This window comes from Streptomyces sp. WMMC1477 (assembly GCF_027460245.1).
GTDB lineage: Bacteria > Actinomycetota > Actinomycetes > Streptomycetales > Streptomycetaceae > Streptomyces.
The window spans coordinates 1,302,287-1,328,376 of the sequence record NZ_JAPZBD010000003.1 but is presented as its reverse complement, the minus strand read 5'-3'; the positions used below and the strand labels follow the sequence as shown (position 1 = coordinate 1,328,376).

Here is a 26,090-nt window from a genome sequence, read left to right as displayed (position 1 = left end):
GAAGCGCACGGGCGGCCGGGGCGGCGGCCCGGCCGGTGGAGCGGGCGGGGGCACCGTCGGCGGCGCGCCCGGTGCCGGTGACCCCTCCGGCCGATCCGGTCGATCCGGGGCGGCCGGGGTGGGAGGGGGAACCGGTGGGGCTGACGAGGCCGGGGCGGCCGTCGGCGGCGGGGCGGAGAGGTTCACCCCGCAGCCCCCGCAGAAGCGGTCGTCCTCCTCCAGCGGCTCGGCACAACTGGGGCACGTGGAGCATTGGTCGAGCTGCGGCATCCTCACACCCACGTCCTGGGGCGGAGCCGGTTGGCCCGTTCCACCCACGAGATTCTCTCACTCCCGCTCTGCGCCAGCCGGGCCAGCCGTCTGCAGGAGCCCTCCAGTCCTAGACGCAGCCCGGTCTCGGTCGGTTCGCTGCCGAGGAGTACCGGATTCCGCGCGGGTGCTCCGGGGGCGGCGGGGCGTCCGGCGAGCACCCACTCCAGGGCCCGGCCCAGCACCTCGGTGGCCAGCCGCTCCCGGCGCGGCGCGTCGAGCCCGAGCGTCTCCAGCCGTTCCAGCTCGCCCGCGGCGGTCTGGACGTCGGGCAGCAGCGGCTCGCCGGGAGCGCGCTGGCGCAGCCGTGCGGAGATCGCCGCCACCCGGGCCGCGACATGGTGGATGGAGGACTCCGGAACGGACTCCAGCGCCGTGACGGCACCCGCCCGGTCCCCGACGGCCAGACGCACCCGGGCCAGCCCGAACGCGGCGCTGACGTAGTTCGGGTCGCTGGACCACACCAGCCGGTAGAACTCCTCGGCGTTGTCCAGCTGGCCGAGCAGTTCGGCGCTCACCGCCAGGGCGAGCTTGGGCGCGGGCTCGCCCGGGAACGCGTCGTAGACGGCGTCGAAGGCGACGGCCGCCGTCTCCCGGTCCTCGTTGACCAGGGCGGCCACGCCCCGGTACCAGACCACCCGCCAGTCGTCGGGGTGCCGTTCGGCCAGGTGGGCCAGGTCCGTGAGGCCCACCGGCCGCGTGGCTCCGGTGGCGGGGCCCAGTTCGAGCTGGGCGCGCAGGGCGCGCAGCCGCAGCTCCACCGAGTCGGCCGGGGCGGCGCGCAGGGCCGCGTAGAGGTCGGCGGGGGCGGCACCGGTGAGTCCGGCGAGGAACCCGGCGTTGGGGTCGGCCGGGTCCACGGTGGGGACGGGCAGGGCCAGCGCCGCGGTTCTCGGGTCCAGGGGCGTGATGGCCACCGGCCCGCTCGGCGGCGCGAGGGGCGCGGGCACCGGGCGGCGGCGTCCTCCCCGGCGGGCGCGCACGCCGGGCAGGTCGGCGTCCTCGTCGTCCGCCGAGAGCAACTCCGTGCTCACGACCCGCAGTTCCGGGCCGAACAGGGTGGACACCGCCGGGCAGGGCCGACCGCTGCGCAGCGCGACGACCTCCCGCAGCACCCCGGTCAGCTGCTCGGCCATCTCGGCGGCCGAGCCGAACCGGCGCTGCGGGTCGGGGTCGGTGGCCCGCACCAGGAACCGGTAGTAGGACTCGTACTCCCGGAAGACGTCGACGGTCTCCGGGTCCGGCAGGCTGTCGACGTACATGTTGGTGTAGCCGCGGAAGTCGAAGGTCAGCACGGCCAGGGTGCGGGCGACGGTGTAGAGGTCCGAGGCCACCGAGGGGCCGAACTCGGCGACCTCCGGCGCCTGGTAGCCCACGGTCCCGTACACGGCGCTCTCGTCGTCGTCCATCCGGCGCACCGCGCCGAGGTCGATGAGCTTGAGCTGGTCGTGCTGCTGGATGGCGTTGTCGACCTTGAAGTCGCAGTACAGCAGGTTGCGGCCGTGCAGGTGGCCGATCGCCTCCAGCGCCTCGATGCCGAACGCGCAGGCCTGGTCCACGGGCATGGGGTCCCGGCGGCCGTCGGGACCGCGCCGCTCCTCCGCGAGCTGCTTGAGCGACTTGCCGCCGACGTACTCCATCACGATGTAGCCGTCGAGGCTGCCGGTGCGCTGGTCGAGGTGCTCGACGAAGTTGTAGATGCGGACGATGCCCGCGTGCTCGATCTCGGCGAGGAAGCGCCGCTCGGAGATGGCGGCGACCATGGCGTCCTGGTCCCCGGTGTCCAGCAGGCCCTTGAGCACGACCCAGCGGTCCGAGACGGCCCGGTCCACGGCCAGGTAGATCCAGCCGAGGCCGCCATGGGCGAGGCAGCCCGCCACCTCGTACTGGCCGTGCACGACGTCGCCCGGGTTCAGCTTGGGCACGAAGGAGTAGGGCTGGCCGCACTTCGTGCAGAAGCCCTCGGTGCGGCCGGGGCGGCCCGCGCGGGAGCGGCCGACGGGGCTGCCGCAGTCGGGGTTGCCGCAGAACCGCTTGCGCTCGGGCACCTCGGCGCTCTCCAGCACGGCCGAGGCCGGGTCGGCCCTCGGCACCTCCGGCACCGTCACCAGGCCCGCGCCCAGCCGGTGCCGCGAGGACGCGCCCGAGGAGGAACCCCGGGAGCTGCGCACGGACAGCGACGGCGCCCGCAGCGAGCCCGTCACCGAGCGGGAGAGCCGGCCGGACACCGAGCGCCGGGAGGACTGCGAGCGTGCGGAGGCCCGCCCGGACGACGGCCCGGAGGAACGTTCCGACCGCCCGGAGCCGCCGAGCCGCCCGGACCCGGAGGAGCCCGAGTGGGCCTCGGAGCGGGCCGACGGCGTCGATCCCGGCCGCTGGGCGGCGGGGGCGACGACGGGCGACAGCCCGCAGGTGTCGCAGTACAGCTCGCCTCCGCCGACGTCCTCGTACGTCCCCTCGCAGTTCCGCTGCTGGCACGTCCGCTGCCCGCTCATCGACCGCCCTTCCCCGTCACGTCGTTCGTCCCGGCGCCCGCGCCGGTGTTCCCGGTGGCACCGCCGTCCCCGGTGGGCCGGCCGTCCCCGGTGGGCCGGCCGGCCCCGGTGCTCCGGGCGTCGTCAGCCGGGTCCGCGTCCTTCGGCGGACGCTGCGCGAGCCCTTCCACGGCGGCCCGCTGGTAGCGCAGGACGGCCTGCTCCGCGGCCCGCAGGTCGCAGGGAGCGCTCCACAGCATCCGCCGGGCGCCGTCGTAACGTTCGGTCAGCAGTGGGTCCTCCGCCAGCCCGTGCCGGGCGACCTTGGCCCGGTAGCCGTCCAGCCGCCCGCGCAGCTCCGCCCGGACGGCCAGCGGGGCCGTCACCGCCGCGAGCTGCTCCCTGGCCCGTTCCAGCTCCTCGTCGGCCCGCTGCTCCAGGCTGTCCAGCAGGGGCGACAGCCGGTGCCACCGGGCGTGCCTGCGGTACTCGGCAGCGGTCGCGAGCTGCTCGTGCAGGGCCGTCGCCGGGCCGCTGACCGCGGGCACCTCGGAGGCGGCGATCTTGGCCAGCACCTCGCCCCGGGCCGTCCGGGCCTCGGCGAGGGTGCGGTCGGCCCGGGAGAGGACGTCGCGCAGCCGCAGCAGCCGCTGGTCGGCGTCCTGCCGCACGGCGAGGACGGCCTCGATCTCCCGGCGCACGTCCTCCAGCGAGCGGGCGGCACGGTCGTACCGCTCGGTGTCCGGACGGCCCCCGCCGGGCGCGCTGCTGCCCCCGGCGGGCAGCCAGAAGGCCAGCGGATCGGAGATCACCTCGCCGCGCAGCGCGGTGAGTTCGGCGGTGATCCGCTCCAGCTCGTCCCCGGCGGGATGCTCGCCGGCCCGGGCGCCGACGGAGTGCGCGAGCGAACGGATGCGGCCCAGCTCGGCGGCGAGCAGGTCGATGCGGGCGGGCAGCGCCGACCACACCGCGTCGGCGGCCACCACCACCTCCAGCGCCCGGGCGTACCCGGCGTTCATGCGGTCCACGAGCTCGGCCATGCTCAGCCGCTCGGCCAGCCGGCCGCCGCGCGCTCCGCCGTCCCCGGAGACCGTCACGCCCTCGCCGCGCAGCAGCTCGGACAGCGCGATCAGGTCGTCCCGCCCCGGCCAGCGGCGTCTGCCCCGGATCTCGCGGGCGGTGCGCAGTGCCTCGGTGTACCGCTCGAACTGGCTCCACAGCAGGCCGATCGTCGCCTCGGCGGCGGCCCAGCGGTGCTTGGTGGCGCCGGTCAGGTCGGCGCCCTCCAGCAGCCTGCGCCCCGCGTGGTCCTGGAGGGCGAGCAGGGACGACTCGATCGCCTCGTGCTCCGCGCCGAGCCGGGCCAGCGCCCGGTCCACCTCGTCCCGGCTCAGCACCGGTCCGGAGGATTCCGTGGCCCCCATCGATCACCTCGCTGCTCTCGTCGGGCCTGCCCGTTCCCGGTGTCCGGCCACCTGTCCGCCTGCCCCGCCGGTGCCGTACCGGGCCTCAGTCCCGGTACTGCGGGGCGGGTGGACGCGGCTTCCGGTCGGGCATGACGTCCGCCAGCCAGCGGTCGTACGACGTTCGCCAGGCGCTGTCGGCGCCACCGGAACGGAAGTCGTCGAGCACCTTGTTGACCCGGCGCACCAGGTCCTCGTCCTCGAGGTTCATCGCCACGCCGTAGGGCTCGGTGGTGAACGGCTCGCCCACGAGCTCGACCGTCGGGTCCTGCGCGGCCAGCCCCGCGGCGAGCGCGCTGTCGGTCACCACCGCGTCCACCTCACCGAGCTGGAGCCGCACCAGGCAGTCCAACTGGTTCGGAACCAGCACCTGTTCGGCGCCGAAGCCCTGCTCGCGGATCGCCGCCGCGGCCGTGGAGCCCTTGGCCGAACACGTCCGCCGGTTCCGCAGCGAGGAGTCGTGCCCGGTGATCTCGGAGGCGCGCGGCGCCAGCACCTGCTGCCCCGCGACGAAGTAGGCGGTGGAGAAAGCGACCTGCTTCCGGCGCTCGCAGTTGATGGTCATGGTGCGCACCACCATGTCCACCTCCCGGTTCCGGATCGCCGGGATGCGCTGGTCGGTGGGGATCGTCCGGTAGACGATCTTCGCGTCGGGGCCGAGGAGGTCCCGCCCGATGGCCTGGACGAGGTCGATGTCGAAGCCGTCGATGGAGCCCGTCTGCGGATTGCGGTAGCCCCACAGGTAGTTGTTCTGGTCGACGCCGACGATGAGCTGACCGCGCTGCCGGACGCGCTCGACCGCTTCGCCCGCCGCGTCCGAAGGGCGCAGGCTGGCCGCGGCCGGGGTGCCGTCCTCGCAGGTCTCCGGCGCGGCGGGGGCGTTCGGGGCGGCAGGGGCCGCCGGTGGCCGGGCCGCCGCCTCGTGCGAGCGTCGGCCGTCCGCCGCCGCGCTCCCCGCCGACGTGCCGGTCCGGGCCGCCTCGCCCGGCACCCCCGCCGCCAGGAGGGCTGCCAGGGCGGGGGCGAGAGCCGCGAGCCCCACCACCAGGGCCCGCCGGGGCCGGGACCGGGGCCGCGGGGCCACCACGGCGGCCCGGGAGCGGCCGACGCCGTGCGACCCGCGGGCCGGGCCGGCGCCGTGCGTCCCGTGGGCCGGGCCCGCGCCGGAGGGGCCCGGGGCGCAGCTGCCCGTGGAGGGGGGCGCGCCGGAGGGGGCCGTACCTCTTCCCGCGTCGTCCGTACGCCCGGTCGTCGTCATCGCACCGTCCTCCCCGCTCACCGGTACTCCGCCAGCCTGCGGCCGATACCGGCCACCGAACCCGCCGCTCCCAGCAGCGTCAGCAGCCCGGCGCCCACCGCGAGCCCCGTCAGGGCCGAACGGCCGGACTCGGCCGCGCCGGTGAACTGCCCCTGCTCGTGTCTGATCGCCTCGCGCAGCGCGGCGTCCACCTTGTCGAACGCCTGCCCCGTGCTCTCCTCGGTGCCGATGGCCTTGGCCACCGCGTCGGCGTACTCGCCGGAGTTGTCCAACTCCCTTACCTCGGCGTGGCGTTCCTTCCACTCCCGGGCCTGCTCCATCGCCTCGTCGACGGCCGCGCGGCCCGTCTCGTCGTCCGCGAGCAGGGCGGCCCTCTCCAACAGCGCCCTGCCCGGCCGCTGCGCCCCCTCGCCGACGAGCCGCAGCATGCTCTCCTGGTACGTCTCCTCGTAGGAGGCGCCCGCACCGCGCGCCACCAGTGTCATGTTCTCGTCCCCGCGCGCCTCCAGCGCGGCCACCAGGGACTCGTTGAGCGACTGGAGCGAGCGCCCGGCGTCCCGCTCCGCGTCGCCGAGCCTGGACCAGGCGGTGCCGTGGCCGACGGCCAGCCACCCCAGGACGACGAGCACCGTGGCGGTGGCGCCGAGCAGCCCCCGGTTGAAGACCCGGTTCGTGCGCAGGTAGTGGCGGCGCTGCGCCCAGCCGAGCGCGCCCAGCACCAGCACCCCGAGCAGCAGGGCCTGCCACGGCCAGGACGTGGCCTCGTCGTGGTCCCGCTGGTAGCGGGCCGACTCCGTCTCGTAGAGGGTGCGGGCCGCCGGGAGCAGCGTCGTGCGCATCCGCTCGTCGGCGTAGCGCAGGTAGGCGCCGCCGATCGGCAGCCCCTGCCGGTTGTTGGCCCGGGCGGCCTCCACCAGACCGGTGTAGACGGGCAGTTCGCGGTTGAGGGTGCTGAGCTGCTGCCGGGCCGTCCTGGACCCCTCGCCGCTGGCGGCCGCCCGGGTGATCAGCTCGGCGGCCTGCCGGATGTCGTCGTCGTACCGCTCGCCCACCGCGCGGGGCTCCTCGCCGCCGGCCAGAAAGCCGCTCGCGGCGGTGGTGTTGGCGTCGGCCAGCAGCCGGTGGATCTCGGCGGCGTCGGCGCTGAGCGGCTGGCTGCTGCCGATGACGGCGTCGGCCGCCGAGGCGCGGGTGCTGACCTGAAGCGAGGTCAGCAGGCCGAACGTCAGCACCAGGACGACGAGGACGGCCCCGATGACCCGCAGCCGCCCCGGCTCCGTCGTGGCCGCGGCCCGCAGCCGCCGCCAGTTCTCCGTCCACGCGGTGTGCCGGGCCGGGCCGGTGGGCTGCCCGGGTGCCGGTGCGGAGGGCCCCGCGACGCCGGACGGCGGCCCCGCCTGGGGCGGCACGGCCGGCGGAGCCGTCGGCGGTGCGAGAGCCGGCTGCGCGCTCGGCGGCTGCGTCACGGTACGGGACCTCCCCCTCGGTCACACATCAAGCCTCCCCCGTCACGGCGAGCAGTATGACGGGTGAAGGTCACTTCCCGCACGGCCGGTACTCGTGCGGACGGGGGATCGTGACGACACGGTTGCACGCCCCGGGGCCCGGGAGGGCCCCGGAACACGACGAAGGCCCGGCTCAGACGGGGGTTCTGCCGTCGATCCGGGCCAGTGCGTCGTCCGCGCCGTACGGCCGCAGGTAGGGCAGCCAGCGCGGGTCCCTATGCCCGGTGCCGATGATGCGCCAGGCCAGCCCCGTGGGCGGGGCGGGCTGGTGGCGCAGCCGCCAGCCCAGCTCGGCGATGTGGCGGTCGGCCTTGATGTGGTTGCAGCGCCGGCAGGCCGCGACGACGTTGTCCCACACGTGCTGCCCGCCGCGGCTGCGCGGGATGACGTGGTCGACGCTCGTCGCCGTCTGCCCGCAGTAGGCGCAGCGCCCTCCGTCACGGGCGAAGAGCGCCCGCCGGGTCAGCGGCACCGGGCCGCGGTAGGGCATCCGCACGAACCGCTTCAGCCGTACCACGCTGGGGGCCGGCAGGACGTGGGTCGCGCTGTGCATCAGGGCGCCGGAGTCCTCCAGGCTGACGGCCTTGTCGTTGAGGACGAGGATGAGCGCGCGGCGGAGCGGTACGACACCGAGCGGCTCGTACGACGCGTTGAGGACCAGGACATGCGGCACGGTGCCTCCTTGTACGTCTGCGGCACGTGGCTCGTGCCGGGACGATCTCCCCTCAGTGTGTCCCGCGCGGGGGGCGTGGCGCCACCACGATCGCGTAACGCACCGCGCGTGTTCTCCACCACATCCCCTCCCGAGGTGGTGCCCCGCCGCCGATCGGCCGTGTCCGGGCGGTGGGCGCCCGCATACTCTGGGGGACGTGGCCGAGACGATGGACGAGCGGATCAGAGAAGCCGAACGGCACGCCGACGAGGCGGCCGGCTGGCTCCAGAACAACTGGGAGGCCTGGCTGGGCGCCGGGCTGCGCATCCTCCTCATCCTGGTCATCGCCCTCGTCCTGCGGGCGGTCGTGCGGCGCACCATCACGCGGCTGGTCGACCGGATGAACCGGTCCCGGGAGGAGGGGGAAGCGGCCGGCGGCGGGCTCGGCAGCCTCCTCATCAACGCGGAGCGGCGGCGGCAGCGCTCGGCGGCCGTCGGCTCGGTGCTGCGCAGCGTCGCCTCGTTCCTCATCCTCGGCACGGCCGCGCTCACGATGCTGTCGGTGTTCGACATCGACCTCGGGCCGCTGCTGGCCAGCGCCGGCGTGGCGGGCGTGGCGATCGGCTTCGGCGCCCGCAACCTCGTCACCGATGTCCTGACCGGCATGTTCATCCTGCTGGAGGACCAGTACGGGGTCGGGGACCGCGTCGACGCCGGGGAGGCCGTGGGCACGGTGCTGGAGATCGGGCTGCGGGTGACCAAGCTGCGCGGGGACGACGGCGAGATCTGGTACGTGCGCAACGGCGAGATCAAGCGCGTCGGCAACCTCAGCCAGGGCTGGGCCACCGCCACCGTGGACGTGCAGGTCCGGGCCGAGGAGGACCTGGACACCGTCCGCGAGGCCATCACCGGGGCCGGCCGGGCGATGGCCGGGAGCGAACCGTGGGACGAGAAGCTGTGGGGCCCGGTCGAGGTGCTCGGCCTGGACGCGGTGGGCATGGAGTCGATGACCGTGCGGGTCTCGGTGCGGACGATGCCCGGCGAGGCCGCGCCCGCCGCGCGTGAGCTGCGCTGGCGGGTCAAGCGGGCCCTCGACGCGCAGGGCATCCCGCTCGTCGACGACGAGGGGCTCGCCCAGCAGGCCGCGGCCGAGGCGGCGTCACGGCTGTCCCTGCGCAAGACCGGCGTCTGACGGCGGCCCGGCCGGGCGCGGACGAGATCCCGGCGGGGCGCGCGGACGGGACACGGCGGTCCGCGGACGAGGGCTCGGCCGGGCGCGGGGCAGGGGCTCCCGGGCCGGGCGAGGGCGTCGCGGGGGGCGTTGACCCCGCAGTGGTCTAGTCCTATCGTGCCAGGGGTGAAGATCGCAGTGGTGGGGGGCGGCTCCACCTACACCCCCGAACTCGTCGACGGATTCGCCCGGCTGCGCGACACCCTGCCGGTCACCGAGCTGGTCCTCATCGACCCCGACGCCGACCGGCTCGCCCGGGTCGGCGGGCTGGCGCGACGCATCCTCGCCCGCCAGGGCCACCCCGGCCGGGTCGTCCTCACCGAGGACGTGGCCGCGGGGGCCGAGGGCGCCGACGCCGTCCTCGTCCAGCTCCGGGTCGGCGGCCAGGCCGCCCGGCGGCAGGACGAGACCTGGCCGCTCGAATGCGGCTGCGTCGGCCAGGAGACGACCGGGGCGGGCGGGCTGGCGAAGGCCCTGCGCACCGTGCCCGTCGTCCTCCGGCTCGCCGAGACCGTGCGCCGGGTCGCCCCGGACGCCTGGATCATCGACTTCACCAATCCCGTCGGGATCGTCACCCGCGCCCTGCTGGACGCCGGCCACCGGGCCGTGGGGCTGTGCAACGTCGCCATCGGCCTCCAGCGCACCTTCGCCGAGCTGCTCCGCCTCCCGCCCGGGGAACTGCACCTGGAGCACTACGGGCTCAACCACCTCACCTGGGAGCTGGCCGTGCGGCACGGCGGCCCGCAGGGCCCCGACCTCCTGCCCGGGCTGCTGGCCGAACACGGACGGCCGATCGCCGAGCGGCTCCGGCTGCCCCGCCCGCTGCTGGACCGGCTCGGCGTCGTCCCCTCCTACTACCTGCGCTACTTCTACGCGCACGACGAGGTCGTGGCCGAGCTGGGGGAGCGGCCCTCGCGGGCCGAGGAAGTGGCGGCCATGGAGGAGAAGCTGCTGGAGATGTACGCGGACCCGGCCCTCGACGCCAAGCCGGAACTGCTGGCCAGGCGTGGTGGGGCGTTCTACTCGGAGGCCGCCGTCGCCCTGGCCGCCGCCCTGGTCGGCCGCGGCGGTCCGGCGGAGGGCCCCGGCCACCCGGACGCCGTCGACGTCCAGGCCGTCAGTGTCCAGGCCGTCAACGTGCGCAACGGAGGCACCCTGCCCTTCCTCCCGGACGAGGCCGTCGTCGAGGTGCCCGCCCGCGTCACGCCCCGGGGCGCCGAGCCGCTGCCCGCCCCCGGCGTCCCGCCGCTGTACGCCGGGCTCATCGCCCACACCGCCGCCTACGAGCGCCTGGCGCTGGACGCCGCCCTGCACGGCGGCCGGGACCGAGTCTTCGCCGCGCTGCTCGCCCACCCGCTGGTCGGCCAGTACGAGCGGGCGCAGGGCCTGACCGACCGGCTCATCGCCCACAACCGGGCGCATCTGCCGTGGGCCTGAGCGCGCGCGGCGGCGCGGCTGTCGAGGGCGGCGGCGCCGTCCTGGCCGTCGACGCCGGAAACAGCAAGACGGACGTCCTGCTCGCGGGGGTGGACGGCGAGATCCTCGGCACCGCCCGGGGGCCGGGCTTCCGGCCCGCTCCGGCCCGGCCGGACGCCGCGGGGGAGGCCGTGGCGGAGCTGGCCGGGCCCGTCCGCGCCGCGCTGGCCGCGGCCCCGCCGGGCGTGGACGTCGTCCACGTCGCCGCCTGCCTGGCCAACGCCGACCTGCCCCGCGAGGAGCGCGCCCTGGGCGCGGCCGTGGCCGCCGCCGGCTGGGCCCGCACCGCCGAGGTGGTCAACGACACCTTCGCCGTGCTCCGCGCGGGCCTGCCCGACGACGGCTCGGTGCGGCACGGCGTCGCCGTCGTGTGCGGGGCGGGGATCAACTGCGTCGGCCGCGCCCCGGACGGCCGCGTGCACCGGTTCCCCGCCCTCGGCAGGCTCTCCGGGGACTGGGGCGGCGGCGCCGGGCTGGCCGAGGCCGCGCTGTGGCACGCCGCCCGGGCGGTGGACGGCCGCGGCGCGCCGACCGGGCTCGCCCAGGCGCTCCCCGCCCACTTCGGGCTGGCCGGGATGCCCGAGCTGATCGAGGCCCTGCACCTGGGGGAGCTGCCCGCCGAGCGGCGGTACGAGCTGACGCCCGTGCTGTTCGCCGTGGCCGCCGAGGGCGACGCCGTCGCGGGTCGGCTCGTGGAGCGGCAGGCCGAGGAGATCGTCGCCATGGCCCGCGTCGCGCTCGACCGGCTCGGACTGCTCGGCACGCCCACTCCCGTCTTCCTGGGCGGCGGCGTGGCGGCCGCGCGCCATCCCGCCCTGCACGAGCGCGTCCTGCGCGGGCTCGCGCAGGCGGCGCCCCGGGCCGAGGCCACCGTGGTGGAGGTGCCGCCCGTGCTGGGGGCCGCCCTGCTCGCCCTGGACGCCGCGGACGCCCGCCCCGGGGCCCATGCCCTGCTGCGCCGGCGTCTGGGCGGGGCGCGGGGCCGGTGACGCCCCGCACCCGCCCGGGGCATAGCCTCACGGGGTGCTGACCGGTTCGACGTTCCCGCTGCTCCTCGGCGGCATCGTGTTCTTCGGCGCGGCCGTCCAGCGGCTGGCCGGAATCGGTTTCGGCCTCGTCGCCGCCCCCTTTCTCGTACTGCTCGTCGGCCCGATGGACGGCGTCACGATGGCCAACTGCGCGGGCATCGCCATCAGCGGCCTGGGGCTGCTGGCCACCTGGCGCGGGGTGCGGCTGCGCTCGATGGTCCCCCTGGTCGCCGCGGCGGCGCTGACCGTCCCGCTCGGCGCGGCCGTCGCCCGCGCCCTGCCCGAGCCGGTGCTGCTGACGGCCATGGGCGCGCTGCTGAGCGCCCTGGTGCTGCTCCTGGTCCGCGGGGTACGGCTGCCCTCCCTGCGGGGCACGACGGGGGCGGTCGCGGCCGGGGCGGCCAGCGGCTTCATGAACTCCTCGGCCGGCCTCGGCGGCCCCGCCGTCTCGCTGTACGCGGTCAACGCCGGCTGGTCGGCCCGCGAGTTCGTACCCAACGCGCAGTTCTACGGGCTGCTGGTCAACATCTTCTCGCTCGCGGCCAAGGGCGCGCCCGCGCTGTCCGGCGGGGCGTGGCTGGTCGCCGGGGGCACGCTGGCCGCCGGGCTCGTCGCCGGGCACCTGATCGCGGCCCGCACCCCGGAGGGGCGGGCCCGCCGGGTCATCCTCGCACTGGCGCTCGGTGGCGGCCTGGTCACGCTGGGCAAGGGCCTGTGGCTGCTGCTGCCGGCGAGCTGAGCTCCGCCGTTGACCTGAACCCGGGTTCACTTCCTACGTTCGGCGGCATGACACGCCCTTCCGCCACCCCGCCCGCCACCGTCCCTTCCGCCACCACGAGGTTCACGGCTCCCCGGACCGTGTCCACCGACGTCCCCGAGTTCACGGAGGCCGAGCTGCTCCGGCAGCCGCTGGGCTACTGGACGGGCGCCGCGAGCGCCGCGATCACCGGGTTCCTCAACGACAACCTCGCCCGCGAGGGCGTCCGGCAGCCGCACTGGTGGACGCTGAACCGCGTCCGCGAGGCCGACGGGGGCCTGACCCGGACGGAGCTGGCCGAGGTGGTCGGCGCGGGCCGTCCCTACGTCGACGTCTCCGTCCTCGACACCGCCGTCGACGAGCTGCTGGAGCGCGGACTGCTCGCGGAGGCCGGGGGCCGGCTGCGCGTCACCGGGGCCGGTGACGCGCTGACCGACCACCTGTGGACGGACGTGGTGACCCCGGCCCTGCGGCAGGTGCGGGACGGCATCGGCGACGAGGAGTACGCCGCCGTCATCCGGCTGCTGCGCCGCCTGATCCGCAACGTCGAGGGGGACGCCGGCTTCCGGCCGTGAGCCCGTGCCGGGGCGGCGCGCCGGCGTCCGCCGCGCGCGGCCCCGGCCCCCTGCCGTAAAATCTTGGGTGTCCTGGCCCCGACACCGCGTGCTGTGCGCTCGTGGCGTCGCCTGAACGGCAAATTGCCGGTGCTATCGTGACGTGACCTGCGCCACGTTCCGGTGCCGATGACGGATGCCCGCGCAGACAGTGGGTAGGCCACCGAATGTCCAGCTTGCCGTCCACGAACGGAGGCCCGCCGTGGCCACGTCCGCTGACCTTCTCACCGCCCTGATCACCCTGCCCAGACAGCAGGACAGGGCGGAGGAGGGTGATCCCTCCAAACAGGCCCTGCTGTCCCACCCGGACTCCGGCCTCGACGGCTCCTGCTCCTGCGGCTGCTACGAGGCGCCGCTGACCAGTGAGCCCCCGCTCGCCGACGTCGCCCCGCTGACGAGCGAGCCCCCCATCGCCGCCGAGCTCCCGCTGACCAGCGAGCCGACCGGCGCCGGCTTCGGCACGGAGTCCACGGAGATCTGATGGGCCGCCTGGCGCGGCTGGCCGCGGCACACGGTGTCGCCACCTCCTACGCCCCCGGCCCGGGCCGGGTGGTCGACGTACCGGAGGACTCCGTCGTCGCCGTGCTCGCGGCCCTGGGCATCGACGCCTCGACGCCCGAAGCCGTCCGCCAGGCCCTGGAGGCACACGAGCTGCAGGCCGCCGCCAGGCTGCTGCCACCCACCGTCGTCCTGCGCTCCGGGCAGGACGAGGCCCCGCACGACACCGGCCCGGGGCTGCCCGGCCTCCCGGCGCTGCCGCCGGGCACCGTGCTCCGGGTCGAGACGGAGGACGGCGCCCAGTACGACGCCGGTCCCGGCCTCCCCGTCAGCGTCCCGGCCGCCGTGCCCCCGGGCGTCCACACCCTCCGAGCGGAGGCCCCGGACGGGCGCTCGGCGCGGGCGCCCCTCATCGTCGCCCCCCAGCGGTTACCGCGTCCGCGGGGCCGCTCGCACGGTCTCATGGTCCAGCTCTACTCCGTGCTCTCCGGCCGCTCGTGGGGCATGGGCGACCTGGCGGACCTGGCCGACCTCGCGGCCTGGGCCGGGCGGACCGCGGGCGCCGGGTTCGTCCAGCTCAACCCGCTGCACGCCGCCGTCCCCGCCGCCGGGGGCGAGGGCACCGACCCGTCGCCCTACCGGCCCTCCTCCCGGCGCTTCGCCGATCCGGTGCACCTGCGCGTCGAGGACGTCCCCGAGTACGCCTACCTCGCGGGCGCCGAGCGCGACCGCATGGAGCGGCTGACGGAGCGCGCCGCCCGGCTGCGCGGGGGTGTCCTCCACAAGGGCGCCCACATCGACCGCGACGCCGTGTGGGCGCTCAAGCTCGACGCCCTGGAACTGCTGCGCACCGTCCCGCTGAGCCCCGGGCGCCGGGCCGACTACTGCGCCTACCTCGCCGACGGCGGCCAGGAGCTGGAGGACCACGCCCTGTGGTGCACGCTGGCCGAGCTCCACGGGCCCGACTGGCGCTCCTGGCCCGCCGGGCTGGACGATCCCCGCTCCGCCCGCACCGCCCGGGCCCGCACCCAGCATCTGGAGCGGGTGGACTTCCACTGCTGGCTCTCCTGGCTCGTCGACGGCCAGCTCGCCCGCGCCCAGGAGGCCGCGCGGGGTGCCGGGATGTCCCTCGGCCTCGTCCACGACCTGGCCGTCGGCGTCCACCCGTCCGGCTCAGACGCCTGGGCGCAGCAGGACGCCCTGGCCGCCGGGATGTCCGTCGGGGCCCCACCGGACGCCTTCAACGCCGCGGGCCAGTGCTGGGGGCTGCCGCCCTGGCGGCCCGACGCGCTCGCCGCCACCGGCTACCGCCCCTACCGTGAGCTGCTGCGCGGCCTGCTGGCCCATGCCGGGGCCCTGCGCGTCGACCACGTCATGGGGCACTTCCGCCAGTGGTGGGTGCCCGAGGGCCGCCCGCCCGCCGAGGGCACCTACGTGCGCTACGACGCGCAGGCCATGCTCGGGGTGCTGACACTGGAGGCCCACCGGGCCGGTGCCGCGGTGATCGGGGAGGACCTGGGCACCGTGGAGGACGGCGTGCGGGAGGAACTCGCCGACCGGGGCGTCCTCGGCACCTCGGTGCTGTGGTTCGAGCGGGACTACACGGGGGACGGCAAGCCGCTGGCTCCGGATCGCTGGCGCGCCTCCTGCCTGGCGACCGCCACCACGCACGACCTGCCCAGCACCGCCGCCCGGCTCGCCGGGGACCACGTCGGGCTGCAGCACCGGCTCGGGCTGCTTCAGGGCTCGCCGCGCGCCGAGCGCGCGGCGGCCGCCGCCGAGCGTGCGGAGTGGCTGGCCCTGTTCGCCCGGCTGGGGCTGCTGGCGCCGGGGCACGCGGAGGAGGAGGCCGCGATCCGGGCCGTCTACCGTTTCCTGGCCGCCACCCCGGCGTGGCTGATCGGCGTCTGGCTGCCGGACGGCGTCGGCGACCGGCGCCCGCAGAACGTCCCGGGCACGTCGCTGGAGTACCCGAACTGGCGGCTGCCCGTCGCGGACGGCACCGGGCGACCCGTCGCGCTGGAGGAACTGCTCGCCTCGCCCCGGCTGCACGCGCTGCTCACCGGGCTGCGCACCGCGCTGGAGGAGGACGGCGTCCAGGAGTAGCCAACCCGGAAGCCGACCCCGGATGAGCGGGGCGGAGCGTCGTTCGCTACGTTAAGAACGTGGTCAAGACTGAGACTGTTGCTGCGCGTGCCGGAATCGTCGGCGTCGCCACGACGCTGATGCTGCTGACGTCGTCCCCCGCCTTCGCCCTGACGCGAGACGACGGAGACGACCCGGGCACGGGGCTGAGCGTCGCCGAGACGCTGGGCCTCTACGTGGGTGCCCCGCTGCTGCTGTTCCTGCTGATCTGCGGCCTCGTCATGGTGGGCGACAAGTCCCGCAAGAAGAAGAGCTGACTTCCTAACACCTCCGTCGAGGGCGCTTCCCGGCCGTGCCGCCGGGAGGCGCCCTCGACGTGTGTCCGGACCGGCGGGACGTGCTGTGTGGTGTCGCCCTGGGCGCCCGCAGGACGGGCTGAGCCTCCGCCCGACGGGCCAGGCAGTACGTTGCCGGGCATGGCGGAATGGGACATCAGGAAGCTGCGGGTGCTGCGGACCCTCAAGGACAAGGGCACCGTGACGGCGGCCGCCGAGACGCTCCACCTCACGCCCTCCGCGGTCTCACAGCAGCGCACGGCCCCGGCCGAGCAGCTCGGCGTGCCGCTCCTGGAGTCCCACGGGCGACGTGTCCGGCTCACCCCGGCCGCTCCGACACCGCCGCACCCGCATCTCCCTGCCCGCCGACCCGCTCGACGTCGCGCTCCCCGACACGCACCCGCTGGCCCGGGCCGCGCACCTGGAACTGGCCGACCTGGCCGAGGAGCCGTGGATCTTCGGGCACAGCGGACCGTGGCCGGACATCACCCGGTCCGTCCGCGAGGCGGCCGGGTTCGTGCCGCGGCAGGCGCACAGCGCCGCGGACTGGTCCGCCATCGCGGCCTCCGTCCGCACCGGCACGTCGTCGCGGCGCACCGCCGCAGCGCGGAGGCGTGGCCCGCCGAGGGCCGCGCCCTGTCCGCGCTGCGGGCGGCGGCGGACACGCCGCCGCCCGGTTGACGGCCGTCAGGCCGCCGCGGCGCGGTCGGCGGCCTGGGCGCGCAGCGCCCGCGCCACGCCCGCGCGGGACTCGCCGACCAGCCGGCGCAGCGCCGCGCTGCTGTCGTCCGCGGCGGCCAGCCACGCGTCGGTCGCGTCCAGCGTCCCCTGGGCGACCTGGAGCGTCGGATAGAGCCCGATCGCGATCTGCTGCGCCATCTCGTGGCTGCGCGAGCTCCACACCTCGGCCAGCACCTCGAAGTACTTCGCGGTGTAGGGCTCCAGCAGCTCCCGCTGGTCGGTCTGGACGAAGCCCGCGATGACGGCCTCCTGCACCGCGTTGGGCAGCTTGTCGGACTCGACGACCTCGGCCCACGCGGCGGCCTTCGCCTCGGCCGTGGGACGGGCGGCCCGGGCGGTGGCCGCGTGCCGCTCGCCCGCCGAGGTGGGGTCGCGCTTGAGCTCCGCGTCGATGGCGTCGTCGCCCGCCCGGCCGGTGACCGCCAGCCGCAGCAGGAGCGCCCAGCGCAGGTCGGTGTCGACGTCCAGGCCCGGCACGCTCGCGCTGCCGTCCAGCAGCCCCTCCAGCAGGCCGAGCTGCTCGTCGGTGCGGGCCGTGGCGGCCAGCGCCCGGGCCCAGGCGAGCTGGTGGTCGCTGCCCGGCTCGGCCGCCCGCAGGTGCTCCAGGGTGGCCTGCGACCAGCGGGCGAGCCCCTCCGCGCGCCACTCGGGCGCCGCGTACAGCTCCAGGGCGAGCTTGACCTGCCGGTGCAGCGACTGGACGACGCCGATGTCCGACTCCTTGCCGACGCCCGACAGCACCAGCTCCAGGTAGTCGCGGGCGGCCAGCTCGCCGTCGCGGGTCATGTCCCAGGCGGCGGACCAGCACAGCGCGCGCGGCAGCGACTCGGTGAAGTCGCCCAGGTGCTCGGTGACCGTCTCCAGGGACCGCGCGTCCAGCCGCACCTTGGCGTAGGACAGGTCGTCGTCGTTGAGCAGGATCACCGCGGGGCGGGCCCGTCCGGCCAGCTGGGGGACGTCGGTCAGCTCGCCGTCGACGTCCAGCTCGACGCGCTCGTCGCGCACCAGGGCGCCGTCGCGCAGCTCGTAGAGCCCGATCGCGATGCGATGCGGACGCAGCCGCGGCTCGCCCACCGCGCCCTCGGGCAGCGCCGGGGCCTCCTGGCGGACGGCGAACCCGCGCAGCGTGCCGTCCTCGGCGACGTCGATCTCGGGGCGCAGCACGTTGATGCCCGCCGTCTCCAGCCAGGCCTCGGACCAGGCGGCCAGGTCCCGGCCGGAGGTCTCCTCCAGGGCGCCCAGCAGGTCGGACAGCCGGGTGTTGCCCCACGCGTGGCGCTTGAAGTAGGCCTGCACGCCGCGGAAGAACGCGTCCATGCCGACGTAGGCGACGAGCTGCTTGAGCACCGCCGCGCCCTTGGCGTAGGTGATGCCGTCGAAGTTGACGAGCACGTCGTCCAGGTCCCGGATCTCGGCCATGATCGGGTGCGTGGAGGGCAGCTGGTCCTGGCGGTAGGCCCACGTCTTCATCTGGTTGGCGAACGTCGTCCACGCCTGCGGCCACCGGCTGCCGGGGGCGTACGCCTGGCAGGCGATGGAGGTGTAGGTGGCGAACGACTCGTTCAGCCACAGGTCGTTCCACCACTCCATGGTGACCAGGTCGCCGAACCACATGTGCGCCAGCTCGTGCAGGATGGTCTCGGCGCGCACCTCGTAGGCCGCGTCCGTCACCTTGGATCGGAAGACGTACTGGTCGCGGATCGTGACCGCGCCCGCGTTCTCCATCGCGCCCGCGTTGAACTCCGGCACGAAGAGCTGGTCGTACTTCTCGAACGGGTACGGGAAGTCGAACTTCTCCTGGAACCAGTCGAAGCCCTGCCGCGTCACCTCGAAGATCGCCTCCGCGTCGAGGTACTCCGCGAGCGAGGGGCGGCAGTACAGGCCGAGCGGGACGCTGCGCCCGTCGCCCTCCCAGGTGCTGTGCACGCTGTGGTAGGGGCCCACGATCAGCGCCGTGACGTAGGTGGACATGCGCGGCGTCGGGGCGAAGGACCACACGGTCCCGGTGGGCTCAGGCGTCGGCGAGTTGGAGATCACCGTCCACCCCTGGGGAGCGGTCACGGTGAACCGGAACGAGGCCTTGAGGTCCGGCTGCTCGAAGCAGGCGAACACCCGCCGCGCGTCCGGCACCTCGAACTGCGTGTACAGGTACGCCTGCTGGTCGACGGGGTCGACGAAGCGGTGCAGGCCCTCCCCGGTGTTGGTGTAGGCGCAGTCCGCGACGACGGTCAGCTCGTTGGCCCCCGCCACCACCGACGGCAGCGCGATGCGGGAGTCGGCGAACACCTCGGCCACGTCGAGCGCCTCGCCGTTCAGCCGCACCTCGTGCACGGCCGGGGCGACGAGGTCGACGAACGTGCTCGTGGCCTCGCCGGCCTCGAACCGCACCGTGGTCACCGAGCGGAACGTGCCCCCTTCCTGCGCTCCGGAGAGGTCGAGGTCCACGGCGTACGCGTCCACGGTCAGGACACGCGCCCGCTCCTGCGCCTCGTCACGGGTCAGATTCGTCCCAGGCACCTGGTGTCTCCCTCACGGTTGTCTCGGGCTTCGTTGCTCCGGCGGTCCGGACATCCTTCCACGCCCGCCCCGGCAGCGCGCAGCTCACCTGGGCCGGACCACGACACAGCCCGCCGGATCGCGCTCGTCGCACGTCATCAGGGCCGTGCGCACCACCGCCGCCTGCGTCCGCGGTGCGTCGCGCAGCCGCAGCGGGCACAGCCGGACGACGGCCACGCCCAGCCGCTCCAACACCTGCCGCCTGCGCGCGTACTCCAGCTCCGCGGTCTCGGTGTCCTCGGGGTACGCCGCCCCCGCCCACCGCCCGGCCCGGGCGTCCAGCTCGACGGCGACCCCCTGGGCGGGCCAGTACGCGTCCACCCACCCCAGGGACCGGCCCTCCGGCAGCCTCAGCTCCACGTTCCAGCACGGGTCGGGCAGCCCGTGCTCGCGCACCGCCGCGTACAGCCGCTCCTCGGCCACCGCCCGGCCCTCGGCCAGCAGCGCGTCCACGGTGTCCACGACCTGCGGGCGGGACAGCACCCGCGCCCGGGTCAGCTCCCGCACCAGCGCCTGTGCCTCGCAGTACCCGCCGCGCACGGCCTCGGTCAGCAGCCGCCGGACGGCGACGGCGTCGGTGAGCCGGCCCACCGCGTCGGCCACCGCCCGGGCCACCGGCGCCACCGGCACCCCGGTGACGTCCTGCGGCTCGGGCACCGCCTGGGAACGCACGATCCGCGCCCACCCGGCCGACCGCAGCCGGCGGGTGTGCGGCACCAGGAGGTCGATGCGCTCCAGCGAGGCCAGCGGCGGAGCCCCGGCCAGCCCGTGCAGGGCCAGCGCCGCGAGGCCGGTGACCATCACCGTGCCCGGCGCGGGCTCCCGCCGGGCGTACAGCAGGACCGCGTGCAGCCGCTCCTCGCTCGTCGCCGGACCGGGGTGCAGCAGGTACACGCCCGGCAGAGGCCGTTGCCACGGGCCGCCGCCGCGGCAGCGCTCCTGGGCGAGCGAGGCCGTCACGCCCCGCTCGCGCAGGGTGCGGGTGGTCACGACGCGGCGCCGGACGTCGGACAGGTCGCTGAGGGGGAGGGGAGTGAGGGGAGTCTCGTTCATGCCGAGGCGATTCCCGGCCGCTCCCCGCCCCCTAACGGCTGTTACCTGCCTGTCGACGAATCCGGACAAGACCGCCCTAAAGTACGGGTGTTCGACTGCCGATTAGGGGACCCGTCCCGGTGGGCGAGTCAGCCGCCCGCCCGCGCGTCGCAGGCCTGCCCGGCCAGCGCCCGGGCCAGGTCGTCCCTGGCCTCCAGCACCAGCCGGCGCAGGGCGGGCGGCGCCTCGGCGTGCTCGGCCAGCCAGGCGTCGGTGGCCGCCAGCGTGCCCGGCCTGCTCAGCAGCGCCGGGTACAGGCCGCGCACGACGGACATGCCGATCTCGATCGACCGCTCCGCCCACACCCGCTCCAGGACCGCGAAGTACCGCTCCACGTACGGCTCCAGCAGCTCCCGCTGACCGGCCTGGGCGAAACCGCTGATCGTGGCGTCCACCAGCGCGTTGGACAGCACGTCCGACTCGACGACCTCCGCCCACGCCCCGGCCTTCACCTCGGCGGACGGCCGGGCCGCCAGGCAGCGCACCTGGTGCCGCCTGCCCGACGCCGTGTCGTCCCGGGCCAGCTCGGCGTCGATCACCGCCGCGTCGGCCCGGCCCGCCGCCGCGAGCCGCCCGACGAACGTCCACCGCAGCTCCTGGTCGACGTCCAGGCCCTCGACGCGCGCGGAGCCGGCCAGCAGGCCCTCCAGCAGCGCCAGGTGCCCCTCGCCCTCGGCCACCGCGGCCAGGAACCGCGCCCAGGAGAGCTGGTGTCCGCTGCCGGGCTTCGCCGCGCGCAGTTCGCCCTCCGCGCTCTCACCCAGCTCCCGCGCCGCCTCGGCCCGGTACTCCGGCGTCACGTAGTGGTCGAGGGCGGTCAGCGTCCAGGCGTGCAGCATCTGGAGCACGCCGACGTCGCTCTCCGTCCCCGCGAAGCGCAGCACCAGCCGGAGGAAGTCCCGGGCGGGCAGCAGTGCGTCCCGGGTGAGGTTCCACACGGCCGACCAGCACAGGGCGCGGGCCAGCGGGTCCTCGACGGCGCCCAGGTGCTCGCGCAGCGTGGCCAGCGACTCCGGGTCCAGCCGCGTCTTGCAGAAGGTGAGGTCGTCGTCGTTGACGAGCACCAGCTCGGGGCGCTCGGCCCCGGCCAGCTCGGTGACGACGGTGCGCTCGCCCGTCACGTCCAGCTCCGCGCGGGCGTACCGTGCCAGCGGGGCCCCCTCGCCCGCCCGCCGGTACAGGCCGACGGCGACGCGGTGCGGGCGCAGCGCCGGGCGTTCGGCGGGGGCGCCCTGCAGGACGGACAGCTCGGCGATCCGCCCGTCCTCGCCGTAGCGCACCTGCGGGGTCAGGGAGTTGACGCCGGCCGTCTGCAGCCAGGCACGGGCCCACTCGCCCATGTCCCGCCCGGAGGTCTCGCTCAGCACCGCGAGAAGGTGTTCCAGCCGGGTGTTGCCGTAGGCGTGGCGCTTGAAGTAGCGGCGCGCGCCCTCCAGGAACGCCTCCCGGCCCGCGTAGGCGACGAGCTGCTTGAGCACCGAGGCGCCCTTGGCGTAGGTGATGCCGTCGAAGTTGAGCTTGGCGTCCTCCAGGTCGTGGATGTCCGCCGTGACGGGGTGGGTGGAGGGCAGCTGGTCGGCCCGGTAGGCCCACGCCTTGCGCCGGTTGGCGAAGGTGACCCAGCCCGAGTCGAAGCGCGTGGCCTCCACCTGCGCGAAGGTGCCCATGAAGTCGGCGAAGGACTCCTTGAGCCACAGGTCGTCCCACCACTCCATGGTGACCAGGTCGCCGAACCACATGTGCGCCATCTCGTGCAGGATGACGTTGGCCCGGCCCTCGTAGGAGGCCTCGGTCACCTTGCCGCGGAAGACGAACTCCTCCCGGAAGGTGACGCAGCCCGGGTTCTCCATGGCGCCGAGGTTGTACTCGGGCACGAAGGCCTGGTCGTACTTCCCGAACGGGTACGGGTAGTCGAAGTGGTCGTGGAAGAAGTCCAGACCCTCCTTGGTGACGCGGAAGATGTCGTCGGCGTCGAAGTGCTTGGCCAGCCCGCGGCGGCACAGCGCGCCCAGCGGGATCGTCAGCTCGGTGCCGTCGGGCAGGCGGCGCCGGTAGACGTCGGTCACCTGGTGGTAGGGGCCCGCGACCACGGCCGTGATGTAGGTGGAGATCGGTTTGGTGCGCTCGAAGCGCCAGGTGGCGGAGCCGTCGTCGTGCTCGGTGGGGGCTCCGGTGCGGTCCCCGTTGCTGAGCACCGTCCAGGCGGCGGGGGCGGTGACGACGAAGTCGAAGGGGGCCTTCAGGTCGGGCTGTTCGAAGTTGGCGAAGACGCGGCGGGCGTCGGCGGGCTCGTACTGGGTGTAGAGGTAGGTCTCCCCGTCCTCGGGGTCGAGGAAGTGGTGCAGCCCCTCACCGGTGCGGCTGTAGGCGCAGGCGGCGTCCACCGTCAGCTCGTTCTCGGCGGCGAGCGGGCCGATCTGGACGCGGGTGCCGTCGAAGATCCGGTCCACCGGCAGCGACGCGCCGTTGAGGGTGACGGAGTGGACGTGCGGGGCGAGCAGGTCCACGAAGGTGCTCGCGCCCGGCCGCGTGCTGCGGAAGCGGATCGTGGTGGTGGAGCGGAACGTGCGCGGGCCCTCGCTCGGCGCCGGCCGCACGGCGTCGCGGAGGTCGAGGACCACCTCGTAGCCGTCCACGGTGAGCAGCTCGGCCCGCTCCCGGGCCTCGTCGCGGGTCAGGTTCTCTCCGGGCACGGGCCGACTCCTTGTGACACCTGGGTTTCGCATATCGAACAACGGGGGTCAGCATGCCATGCGGGGCACCCCCGTGGGCAGGGCGCGTCTTCTCCCGGATCCGGGAATGCGACATGCGCCACACGGCGTTACCCGGAGTGGTAGCGACCTGCAGACCGAGGAGAGAACGTGCCCGAGAAGACGCCCGCCGACTTCTGGTTCGACCCGCTGTGCCCCTGGGCCTGGATCACGTCCCGCTGGATGCTGGAGGTGGAGAAGGTCCGTCCCGTCTCCGTCCGCTGGCACGTCATGAGCCTGGCCGTGCTCAACGAGAACAAGCTGGACGAGCTGCCCGAGGGGTACCGGGAGCTGCTGAAGACGGCCTGGGGCCCGGTGCGCGTGTGCGTCGCCGCGGAGCAGAAGTACGGCTCGGAGGCCCTCGGCCCGCTCTACACCGCGCTCGGCACCCGCTTCCACGTCCGGGGTGAGGAGCGTTCGGCGGAGACGGTCCGGGCGGCCCTGGCCGACGCCGGGCTCGACCCCGAGCTGGCTCGGGCGATGGAGAGCGGCGAGTACGACGAGGCGCTGCGCGCCTCGCACGCCGAGGGCATCGGCCTCGTCGGCCAGGACGTGGGCACGCCGGTCATCGCCGTGCCCGGCGCGGAGGGGGAGCCCCTGGGCTTCTTCGGCCCCGTCGTGACGCCGGCGCCCAAGGGGGAGGCGGCGGGCCGGCTGTGGGACGGCACGCTGCTGGTGGCCTCCACGCCCGGCTTCTACGAGATCAAGCGCACCCGGGAGGCGGAGCCGCAGTTCGACTGATCCGCCGGGACCCCTCCGCGCGGACGCTCCGCGCAGTGGACACGGGGCCTTCGCCGCGCGTCACGTCCATGCGGCGAAGGCCCCTTCACGCCTGCCCGGTGAGCGGTGAGAAGACGATCACGAGGGCAGGAGCCGGTGTGCCGGTGCCTCAGGGCGCCAGCAGCAGGTTGTTGGCGCGCTCCTTGGCGGCCGTGTAGCGGGCGGCGACGTCCTGCCAGTTGACGACGCGCCACATGGCCTCGACGAAGTCGACCTTCTGGTTGCGGTACTGCAGGTAGAAGGCGTGCTCCCAGGCGTCGAAGACGAGGATCGGCACCGAGCCCTGGCCGACGTTGCCCTGGTGGTCGTAGACCTGCTCCACGATGAGCCGGCCCGTGACGGGCTCGTAGGCGAGCACGCCCCAGCCCGACCCCTGGGTGGTGGCCGCGGCCTTGGAGAGCTGGGCCTTGAACTTCGCGAAGGAGCCGAAGGACTCGGCGATCGCGTCGGCCAGCTCGCCCGTGCCGTCCTTGTCCAGCGGCTCGCCGCCGCCGTCACCCGTCATGTTCTGCCAGTAGATCGAGTGCAGGATGTGCCCGGACAGGTGGAAGGCCAGGTTCTTCTCCAGGCCGTTGATGCCGCCCCAGCTCTCCTCGTCGCGGGCCTCCGCGAGCTGCTCCAGGGTGTCGTTCGCGCCCTTCACGTAGGCGGCGTGGTGCTTGTCGTGGTGCAGCTCGATGATCTCACCGCTGATGACGGGCTCCAGCGCCGAGTAGTCGTACGGGAGTTCCGGCAGTGTGTACAGCGTGCCCATGCTTAATCCCCTCGAACCGCTCTTGCGTATGACTTGCAATTAGAGGTTAGCAGCGACAAGCGGTGACAGACGTCCGGGCAGGCGGAGGGGCGGCCCCGTGGCGGGGCCGCCCCTCCGGAACGCGTGGGGTCTGGAACTCGGCTAGCCGTCGGTGGCCCGGGCCGCCAGGCGCTGCCGCGCGAGACCCACGAGGGTCAGCGCGAGCGTCAGCCCGCCGGTGGAGGCGAGCTGCACCCGCGTCGAGCCGTCGCGCAGCATCAGCAGCAGGATGCCCGTGATGGCGGCGATCGCCACCCAGGTCAGCACCGGGAACGCCCACATGCGCACGACCAGCCGCTCGGGCGCCTCACGCTCCAGCTTCCGGCGCGTGCGCAGCTGCGACACCGCGATGAAGCCCCACACGACGAGCACCGCGGCGCCCACCATGTTGAGCAGCCACTGGAAGACCGTCTGGGGCCACCAGAGGCTCAGCAGCACGGCGAAGAAGCCGAACGCGGACGACGCGACCACCGCGTGCCGCGGCACGCCGCCGGAGATCCGCCCCAGGAACCGCGGGCCCTCGCCCCGGCGCACGAGCGAGTAGGCCATCCGGGAGGCCCCGTAGACGTTCGCGTTCATCGCCGACAGCAGCGCCACCAGCACGACGACCTTCATGACCTCACCGGTCGCCGGAACCCCGATGTGGTCCAGCACGGCCGCGTACGGGCCGCTGAGCAGCGACGCGTCGTCCCACGGGATGAGCGTGACGATGACGGCCATCGAGCCGACGTAGAACACGGCGATACGCCACATCGCCGTCCGCACCGCTTTGGCGACGCCGCGCACCGGGTCCTTGGACTCGGCCGCCGCGATCGTCACCGTCTCCAGGCCGCCGTAGGCGAACACCGAGGCGAGCAGGCCCACGATGAGGCCGTCCGTGCCCCGGGGGAGGAAGCCGCCGTTGCCGGTGAGGTTCGCCGTCCCCGGCGCGTCCGTCCCCGGCAGCAGCCCGAGGATCGCGGCCCCGCCGATCAGCAGGAACGCCACGATCGCGAACACCTTCAGCGCGGCGAACCAGAACTCGTACTCGCCGAAGTTCCGCACCGAGGCAAGGTTCGTCGTGCAGAAGACGGCCATGAACAGAGCCACCCACGTCCACAACTCGGTGCCCGGCAGCCAGGTGAGCATGATCTCCGCCGCCGCGATGGCCTCGGCGGCGACGGCGACGCACAGCAGCACCCAGAAGATCCAGCCGGCGGTGAAGCCCGCCCACGGGCCGAGCGCCCGCTCCGCGTGCACCGAGAAGGAGCCGGAGGACGGGTGCGCGGCCGACATCTCGCCGAGCATGCGCATCACCAGCATGACCAGCAGCCCGGAGGCCGCGAACGCCAGCACGATCGCCGGACCCGCCGCGGCGATGCCCTTCCCCGAGCCGACGAACAGTCCGGCGCCGATGACCCCGCCCAGGGCGATCATCGACAGATGGCGCTGCTTCAGGCCGTGCGAGAGGGAACCGGGTGCCTCGGTGCCGTCCGCCGCGGGCACGGACCGGGCGCGGGCGGAGGCCTCTTGGGTGGGGGAGGAAGCCATGGGGGTCCAATGAGGGTGGGGGGATGGGCGGAAGCCGACGGAATGTCGCATTCCGGAGCCTCGTCAGTGTGAGGGACTTCTCATCCGCGCTTCAATGGCGCAGATCACTGCCCGCTGAACGGACGGCCCGAAGTTGCCGGGGTGAGGTGCGAACCGCATAACT

19 protein-coding genes and 2 pseudogenes are annotated in these 26,090 nt (G+C 74.8%); 11 read left to right on the top strand and 10 right to left on the bottom strand.

Annotation, left to right across the window (positions count from 1 at the left end; genetic code table 11):
• Positions 1 to 272: 272 nt before the first annotated feature.
• The 5 genes from O7609_RS06205 to O7609_RS06185 form a co-directional block, all read right to left on the bottom strand.
• A complete protein-coding gene (locus tag O7609_RS06205) occupies positions 273 to 2,804 on the bottom strand; it encodes a serine/threonine-protein kinase (protein WP_269743208.1) in 2,532 nt (843 codons plus the stop codon).
• Complete coding sequence (locus O7609_RS06200; RefSeq protein ID WP_269733872.1) at positions 2,801 to 4,207, bottom strand: hypothetical protein; 1,407 nt, start codon at positions 4,205 to 4,207, stop codon at positions 2,801 to 2,803. The genes O7609_RS06205 and O7609_RS06200 overlap by 4 nt, the downstream gene beginning before the upstream one ends.
• 85 nt (positions 4,208 to 4,292) lie before the next feature.
• Positions 4,293 to 5,504: a glutamate ABC transporter substrate-binding protein gene (locus O7609_RS06195; RefSeq protein WP_269743207.1), complete on the bottom strand. Its 1,212-nt coding sequence runs from the start codon at positions 5,502 to 5,504 to the stop codon at positions 4,293 to 4,295.
• A 17-nt stretch (positions 5,505 to 5,521) separates the two neighbouring features.
• The gene (locus tag O7609_RS06190; RefSeq protein ID WP_269733871.1) at positions 5,522 to 6,970 is read right to left on the bottom strand and encodes a hypothetical protein; all 1,449 of its coding nucleotides are present in this window, start codon (positions 6,968 to 6,970) and stop codon (positions 5,522 to 5,524) included.
• 172 nt (positions 6,971 to 7,142) lie between these two features.
• Positions 7,143 to 7,682: an HNH endonuclease gene (locus tag O7609_RS06185; RefSeq protein ID WP_269733870.1), complete on the bottom strand. Its 540-nt coding sequence runs from the start codon at positions 7,680 to 7,682 to the stop codon at positions 7,143 to 7,145.
• A gap of 208 nt (positions 7,683 to 7,890) precedes the next feature.
• Between O7609_RS06185 and O7609_RS06180 the strand changes: the two genes are divergently transcribed.
• The 10 genes and pseudogenes from O7609_RS06180 to O7609_RS24705 all read left to right on the top strand — a co-directional run.
• Positions 7,891 to 8,853, top strand: coding sequence for a mechanosensitive ion channel family protein (locus O7609_RS06180; protein ID WP_269737035.1), 963 nt, complete (start codon positions 7,891 to 7,893; stop codon positions 8,851 to 8,853).
• A gap of 165 nt (positions 8,854 to 9,018) precedes the next feature.
• Positions 9,019 to 10,329 (top strand): family 4 glycosyl hydrolase, encoded by a 1,311-nt coding sequence (locus O7609_RS06175; protein WP_269743206.1) that lies wholly within the window; start codon positions 9,019 to 9,021, stop codon positions 10,327 to 10,329.
• Entirely contained in the window at positions 10,320 to 11,357 is a 1,038-nt protein-coding gene (locus O7609_RS06170) for an N-acetylglucosamine kinase (RefSeq protein ID WP_269743205.1), read from the top strand. The genes O7609_RS06175 and O7609_RS06170 overlap by 10 nt, the downstream gene beginning before the upstream one ends.
• A 34-nt stretch (positions 11,358 to 11,391) precedes the next feature.
• Complete coding sequence (locus tag O7609_RS06165) at positions 11,392 to 12,135, top strand: sulfite exporter TauE/SafE family protein (protein ID WP_269733867.1); 744 nt, start codon at positions 11,392 to 11,394, stop codon at positions 12,133 to 12,135.
• A gap of 47 nt (positions 12,136 to 12,182) precedes the next feature.
• Entirely contained in the window at positions 12,183 to 12,728 is a 546-nt protein-coding gene (locus O7609_RS06160) for a MarR family winged helix-turn-helix transcriptional regulator (RefSeq protein WP_269733866.1), read from the top strand.
• A 241-nt stretch (positions 12,729 to 12,969) separates the two neighbouring features.
• Positions 12,970 to 13,248, top strand: a complete 279-nt coding sequence (locus tag O7609_RS06155; protein ID WP_269733865.1) for a hypothetical protein — start codon at positions 12,970 to 12,972, stop codon at positions 13,246 to 13,248.
• Positions 13,248 to 15,371: a 4-alpha-glucanotransferase gene (malQ, locus tag O7609_RS06150; protein WP_269733864.1), complete on the top strand. Its 2,124-nt coding sequence runs from the start codon at positions 13,248 to 13,250 to the stop codon at positions 15,369 to 15,371. The genes O7609_RS06155 and malQ overlap by 1 nt, the downstream gene beginning before the upstream one ends.
• 59 nt (positions 15,372 to 15,430) lie before the next feature.
• Entirely contained in the window at positions 15,431 to 15,667 is a 237-nt protein-coding gene (locus O7609_RS06145; RefSeq protein ID WP_269737304.1) for a hypothetical protein, read from the top strand.
• A 159-nt stretch (positions 15,668 to 15,826) separates the two neighbouring features.
• Positions 15,827 to 15,958: pseudogene (locus tag O7609_RS24710) on the top strand (LysR family transcriptional regulator); the annotation flags it as partial.
• A 37-nt stretch (positions 15,959 to 15,995) separates the two neighbouring features.
• Positions 15,996 to 16,205, top strand: a pseudogene (locus O7609_RS24705) (LysR substrate-binding domain-containing protein); the annotation flags it as partial.
• 167 nt (positions 16,206 to 16,372) lie between these two features.
• Here the strand turns inward: O7609_RS24705 and pepN (O7609_RS06135) are convergent.
• The 3 genes from pepN (O7609_RS06135) to pepN (O7609_RS06125) form a co-directional block, all read right to left on the bottom strand.
• Positions 16,373 to 18,943: an aminopeptidase N gene (pepN, locus tag O7609_RS06135; RefSeq protein ID WP_269733863.1), complete on the bottom strand. Its 2,571-nt coding sequence runs from the start codon at positions 18,941 to 18,943 to the stop codon at positions 16,373 to 16,375.
• Positions 18,944 to 19,027: 84 nt separating this feature from the next.
• Complete coding sequence (locus tag O7609_RS06130) at positions 19,028 to 20,035, bottom strand: hypothetical protein (protein ID WP_269733862.1); 1,008 nt, start codon at positions 20,033 to 20,035, stop codon at positions 19,028 to 19,030.
• Between the two features lie 128 nt (positions 20,036 to 20,163).
• Positions 20,164 to 22,767: an aminopeptidase N gene (pepN, locus tag O7609_RS06125; RefSeq protein WP_269743204.1), complete on the bottom strand. Its 2,604-nt coding sequence runs from the start codon at positions 22,765 to 22,767 to the stop codon at positions 20,164 to 20,166.
• 168 nt (positions 22,768 to 22,935) lie between these two features.
• Here pepN (O7609_RS06125) and O7609_RS06120 point away from each other — a divergent pair, with 168 nt between their 5' ends.
• Positions 22,936 to 23,565 (top strand): mycothiol-dependent nitroreductase Rv2466c family protein, encoded by a 630-nt coding sequence (locus tag O7609_RS06120; RefSeq protein ID WP_269733860.1) that lies wholly within the window; start codon positions 22,936 to 22,938, stop codon positions 23,563 to 23,565.
• 148 nt (positions 23,566 to 23,713) lie between these two features.
• On the opposite strand, the gene O7609_RS06115 is transcribed toward O7609_RS06120, so the two are convergent.
• Positions 23,714 to 24,358 (bottom strand): superoxide dismutase, encoded by a 645-nt coding sequence (locus O7609_RS06115; RefSeq protein ID WP_269733859.1) that lies wholly within the window; start codon positions 24,356 to 24,358, stop codon positions 23,714 to 23,716.
• A gap of 141 nt (positions 24,359 to 24,499) precedes the next feature.
• The gene (locus O7609_RS06110; RefSeq protein ID WP_269733858.1) at positions 24,500 to 25,927 is read right to left on the bottom strand and encodes an amino acid permease; all 1,428 of its coding nucleotides are present in this window, start codon (positions 25,925 to 25,927) and stop codon (positions 24,500 to 24,502) included.
• Positions 25,928 to 26,090 lie beyond the last annotated feature (163 nt).

Bases quoted from the DNA above. Each gene is read 5' to 3' on its own strand.
- O7609_RS06200 (WP_269733872.1), bottom strand. From the start codon at position 4,207: ATGGGGGCCACGGAATCCTCCGGACCGGTGCTGAGCCGGGACGAGGTG.
- O7609_RS06110 (WP_269733858.1), bottom strand. From the start codon at position 25,927: ATGGCTTCCTCCCCCACCCAAGAGGCCTCCGCCCGCGCCCGGTCCGTG.
- O7609_RS06160 (WP_269733866.1), top strand. From the start codon at position 12,183: ATGACACGCCCTTCCGCCACCCCGCCCGCCACCGTCCCTTCCGCCACC.
- malQ (WP_269733864.1), top strand. From the start codon at position 13,248: ATGGGCCGCCTGGCGCGGCTGGCCGCGGCACACGGTGTCGCCACCTCC.
- O7609_RS06205 (WP_269743208.1), bottom strand. From the start codon at position 2,804: ATGAGCGGGCAGCGGACGTGCCAGCAGCGGAACTGCGAGGGGACGTAC.
- O7609_RS06115 (WP_269733859.1), bottom strand. From the start codon at position 24,358: ATGGGCACGCTGTACACACTGCCGGAACTCCCGTACGACTACTCGGCG.
- O7609_RS06130 (WP_269733862.1), bottom strand. From the start codon at position 20,035: ATGAACGAGACTCCCCTCACTCCCCTCCCCCTCAGCGACCTGTCCGAC.
- O7609_RS06195 (WP_269743207.1), bottom strand. From the start codon at position 5,504: ATGACGACGACCGGGCGTACGGACGACGCGGGAAGAGGTACGGCCCCC.
- O7609_RS06180 (WP_269737035.1), top strand. From the start codon at position 7,891: ATGGACGAGCGGATCAGAGAAGCCGAACGGCACGCCGACGAGGCGGCC.